Genomic DNA, 4,322 nt, shown 5'->3' with positions numbered 1-4,322 from the left:
GGCGGGCGATTTGCGCGACGTTGCCGCGAACCGCCGCCGCTTTTTCGGCCGTCAGCGGGTGGTTGGTGCCGTGCGGGCGTACCAGCCCCTTGCCGAAACGGTTGCCGCACCACGCCTGCGTGGTGTTGATGGTCATCGTGCGCAGCGCCTCGCACGCCACCTGCCCCAGCTGGTAACCTACGTCCATGCAGAGGGCGCCCGTGTCGGCGATTTGCATGGCCATGCGTTCCAGTTCGAGCGCCACGGCCCGCTCGACCCGGAGCTGCAAGCCGGGACTGAATCCCGCGAGTTTCTCGACGGCTTCGGCGAATGCCGTGGCATGCGCCACGGCGCTGTCGCCGGCGACGGCTTCCGCAAGGCACATCTGCCGCAGACGGTTGCCGGTGGCTGCGAATTCGTGCTCCACGCCCCGGTGCTGGTAGCCCAGCGCGATTTCGAGGTGGAGCACCTGCTCGCCGTTGCAGATAAAGCGGAAAGCGCCCGGTTCGATGATGCCTGCATGGATCGGGCCGACGTTGACTTCGTGCAGCGAGCCGCCCTCCATCGTATAGAACGGGTAGTTGTCGATCGAGCTGCGGCGGTCGAACCGGTCGAACGGAAAACGCAGCGGCTTGGGCCACGGCATGCCGTCGAACCGCACGCCGTAGCGCTCCGTGATGTCGCGTTCGAAGGGGTGCACCTGCGGATGGCGGGCCGTCAGCGAAGGAAGCTCCCCTTCGTCGTAATATTCCATGGCGAACGAGGCGATGAGCACCTGCCCCGTCGCATCGTCCAGCAGCAGGCAGAAGAAGCGGAGGCGGTCCTCCGCCGGCAGGGCGAAGTAATGTGCGATATGGTAGCGCGCGTCCGCGAGTTTGGCGGCGATGTCCGCGTAGAACTCCGCGTAGGAGGTTTCGGGAATGTCGCCGAGCCGGACGGATGCGGCCGTGTTGTCTGTTACGTAGTAATTCATAGACTTGCGATTTCAGAGATAATCCGTTGCAGGAATCCGGGCTGCCACATGCCCAGCACCACGGCTGCCGCGAGCAGCGACAGCGCCGACCACGACAGCGCCTTGTCGGCTTTCGAAGGATGCACCTCGTCCTGGTTGGACTGGTAGCAGAGCCGCAGCATGCGCGAGCTGAATGCGTAGATGACGATGCACAGCAGGAGCAGGACACCGGCCGCGAGCCACCAGTTCCGGTCGGTGACGACCTGTTTGAGAATCGTCAGTTCGGAGATGAAAAGCGGCGAGGGCGGGAATGCCAGCAGGACGACCATGCCGGTGAGCAGTCCGACGGCGCCCACGCGGTTGATGTGGATGTAGTCGCCGATACGGTTGATGCGGTAGCCGTTGTAGACCTGCCGCACGACGGCCATCTGCAGGAAGAGGCTGCTCTTGATAAAGGTATGGCAGACGACGTGGAACAGGGCGGCCCATACGCCGATGCCGCCGATACCCAGTCCGATGGCGGCGATACCCATGTTTTCGACCGTCGAGTAGGAGAGGAAGCGCTTGTAGTTGTTCGTGCGGCGCAGGAACAGCGCTCCGATGGCGAGCGACAGCACGCCTACGAGCAGCAGTACCGACCGCACCCAGGGGAATACCTCGGTTGCCGCGAGCAGTTTGTAGACGCGGAAGACGGCGAGGAACCCGGCGTTGACCAGTCCCGTGGAAATCAGCGCCGAAGCGGGCGACGGGGCGGCGAAATTGGCGTCCACGCCCACGGTGTAGAGCGGGAACAACTCGACCTTGCAGCTGTATCCGCAGAGAATCAGCAGGAATGCCGTCTTGAGGTAGAGCGGGTTGCCCGAGGCGGCGACGGCCGCGACGGCGTCGTACGAGAGCGATTCGCACTTGGTGGCGGCGGCCAGCAGCAGGATGCCCAGGTAGGCCATGGCGATGCCCGTCGAGCAGACGAAGACGTATTTCCACGCCGCTTCGAGCGTCTGCGCCGTGCGGCGGTGGTAGACGATGCCCGCCGAGCAGAGCGTGGTCGCCTCGAGGAAAATCCACGTCACGGCGAGGTTGTTGGCGAAGTAGGCTCCGGCGATGGCCGTCGTGAGCAGCATCAGCAGGGCGAAGTAGGTGCGCGTCTGCTGCAGGTCGTTGCCTGCGAGGTAGGCTCCGGAGTGGAAGAAGGCGTAGCATGATACGACGGTGAGCAGCACGAAGAAGAGCGTGCCCAGGGCATCGAACGTGAAGAATGTCGCCGAGGTGGTGCCGTAGAGTCCGCCTGCGAGCAGCCATACGGCGAAAGCCCCCTGCACGGCGTAGAAAATGCCGCCCGCCGCGGTGAGCTGGCGTTCGCTCCGGGCCGCGAAAGCGGATGCGGCGGCGAGGATACTGGCTATAAGGTAATAAATCATGGCGTCAGTCTTTTACATTGGTGAGTGCGTCGGCGTCGTCGGCGTGTATCTTGCCGTCTATTTTGGTGAAGAAGATGCCCAGCATCAGGACCGAAATCAGCACGTCGAGCAGGATGGCGATGTTAATCAGGAACGGCATTTCGACGCCGATGGCCATCGAAAAGAGGAATACGCCGTTTTCGATGACGAGGAACCCGACCATGTGCGAGAAGATACGCGAGCGCAGGACGATCAGGATCAGCCCGCTCAACAGGGCGTAGAGCGCCACGCCGAAGAAAACGAGATCGATTGCCGAGTCGGCGATGTAGTAGGTGATCGATGCGCTGACGGCCAGTGCCATCAGCGACAGCAGCAGCGAACCCGACTGGGTCGAGCCCGAGCGGCGTACGCGGTTGATACGGGTTTTGCGGATTACGGCGAAGAGGATAGCCGGAACCACCAGCGCCTTGAACAGCAGGGTTTCGACCGCGATGAAAAGCAGCTCGGCGAGGTCGATGGCGTGCAGGCGCAGCAGGGCGATGGCGAACAGTATCCACCCCTGCAGGCCGATAATCGAGGCGAAGTTGCGGAAACGCTCGGTAATCGAAAGGTAGACGAGCGTGATGACGTAAAGTATGACCAGCGGAAGTATCATTTACAGACCGATGTTGAGTTGCAGCAGGTAGCCCGTGAAAAAGACGAGGGCCGCCAGCGCCGTGATGGTGAGGATGAATGTGGTGTTGCGCGAAAGTTTGTTGCGGGCCTGCGTCGATTCGACGATGCCCACCGACAGGCCCGTGACGATCACGGCCAGCGGCGCTGCGGCCCACCAGTGGGGGCAGAGCACGGCTGTCACGGCGTCGGCGGCGAGCATCGACAGCGCCGCGGTCTTGAGCCATCCCGCGATTTTAATCATGCCCAGGTCCACGCCGCAGTAGTCGAGGCACATCACCTCGTGAATCATCGTCAGCTCGAGGTGCGTGCGGGGGTCGTCGATTGGTACGCGGCCGCTTTCGGTAAAGACGATTTTCACCAGTACGTAGGCTGCGAGCAGCAGGATGACGGCCAGTTGCAGGTCGCCCGTCGCCGCGTCGGCGAAGATGCGGGCGAACGAGGTGTGTCCCGCGAGCAGGGCCAGCGTTCCGGCCGTGAGCATCAGCGCGGGTTCGATGAGCGCGCCGTAGAGGGCTTCGCGGCTCGCGCCCATGCCCTCGAACGAACTGCCGGTGTCCATCGCGCCCAGTATCAGGGCGAAGCGCCCGAGCGCCAGCAGGTAGGCGAAGCAGACGATGTCGCCGTCGAATGACAGCACGGGCTGCAGGTCGCCCACGGGGATGAAGAGCGCCGCGACGATTGCCGAACCGAGGTATACCGACGGTACGGCGCGCTGCAGCGCCGAGGCGGTCGTGGAGTAGACGGCGCCCTTGCGCAGCAGCAGGCGCACGTCGTAGAGGTGTTGTGCGAAGCGGATGCCCCTGCGGCCCGCCAGCACGGCCCGCGTGCGGTTGATAAGGCCCGGGATGCAGACGGCCGCCAGTAGCAGGAGAAGTGTGTTGAGTGCCGCCATCGTCAGATCAGGTTAAAGATGGATAACAGGAATACCAGTGCGAGGAACGCCAGCGCGAAGAGGATGTAGTGGTTGATTTTTCCGGTGCGCAGGCGCATGGCGCGCTTGTTTATCAGCCGCAGCAGTTCGACCCACCATGCGGCGAAGAGTTTGCCGATGCGGTCTTTGTGGCGGATGTCGAAGTTGTGCGCCGCGGGGAATATCTCGCCTTTGCCGACGGCGCTTCCCTCGCCGCTGTTCTGCGTGAGCGAAGTGGCGATCGATTGCAGGCCTTCGGAATAGGACTCGCCCGTATACTGCATCCGCACGTTGGGGGCGGTGAAGCCGCAGCCCCAGGTCGGGCCTTTGATTACGCTGCGCGTGCGCAGCGCCCGGCTGCGAAGCCATGCGAGCAGGCCGGCGACGGCGAGCAGCAGCCACGCCGTAC

General features: G+C 63.5%; 4 protein-coding genes and 1 pseudogene. All 5 read right to left on the bottom strand.

Annotated elements, in window-relative coordinates; all coding sequences use genetic code 11:
• Nucleotides 1-952: NADH-quinone oxidoreductase subunit C (locus QZT71_RS12035; RefSeq protein ID WP_295916551.1), on the bottom strand; the 952-nt coding region annotated here is incomplete at its 3' end.
• Nucleotides 949-2,349 carry a proton-conducting transporter membrane subunit gene (locus tag QZT71_RS12030; protein ID WP_295916549.1) on the bottom strand — a complete coding sequence of 467 codons (1,401 nt, stop codon included), beginning with the start codon at nucleotides 2,347-2,349 and terminating at the stop codon, nucleotides 949-951. The genes QZT71_RS12035 and QZT71_RS12030, both read right to left, overlap by 4 nt.
• A 4-nt stretch (nucleotides 2,350-2,353) precedes the next feature.
• Nucleotides 2,354-2,983 carry a hypothetical protein gene (locus QZT71_RS12025; protein ID WP_295916546.1) on the bottom strand — a complete coding sequence of 210 codons (630 nt, stop codon included), beginning with the start codon at nucleotides 2,981-2,983 and terminating at the stop codon, nucleotides 2,354-2,356.
• A complete protein-coding gene (locus QZT71_RS12020; protein WP_295916544.1) occupies nucleotides 2,984-3,895 on the bottom strand; it encodes an NADH-quinone oxidoreductase subunit H in 912 nt (303 codons plus the stop codon).
• A 2-nt stretch (nucleotides 3,896-3,897) separates the two neighbouring features.
• Nucleotides 3,898-4,322, bottom strand: a pseudogene (locus tag QZT71_RS12015) (NADH-quinone oxidoreductase subunit E); the annotation flags it as partial.

This window comes from uncultured Alistipes sp., from assembly GCF_902388705.1.
Lineage (GTDB): Bacteria > Bacteroidota > Bacteroidia > Bacteroidales > Rikenellaceae > Alistipes.
This window is presented reverse-complemented; position numbering and strand designations above follow the sequence as displayed.

Excerpts from the sequence above, each read along its gene's own strand:
- QZT71_RS12025 (WP_295916546.1), bottom strand. The coding sequence starts at position 2,983 with ATGATACTTCCGCTGGTCATACTTTACGTCATCACGCTCGTCTACCTT.
- QZT71_RS12030 (WP_295916549.1), bottom strand. The coding sequence starts at position 2,349 with ATGATTTATTACCTTATAGCCAGTATCCTCGCCGCCGCATCCGCTTTC.
- QZT71_RS12020 (WP_295916544.1), bottom strand. The coding sequence starts at position 3,895 with ATGGCGGCACTCAACACACTTCTCCTGCTACTGGCGGCCGTCTGCATC.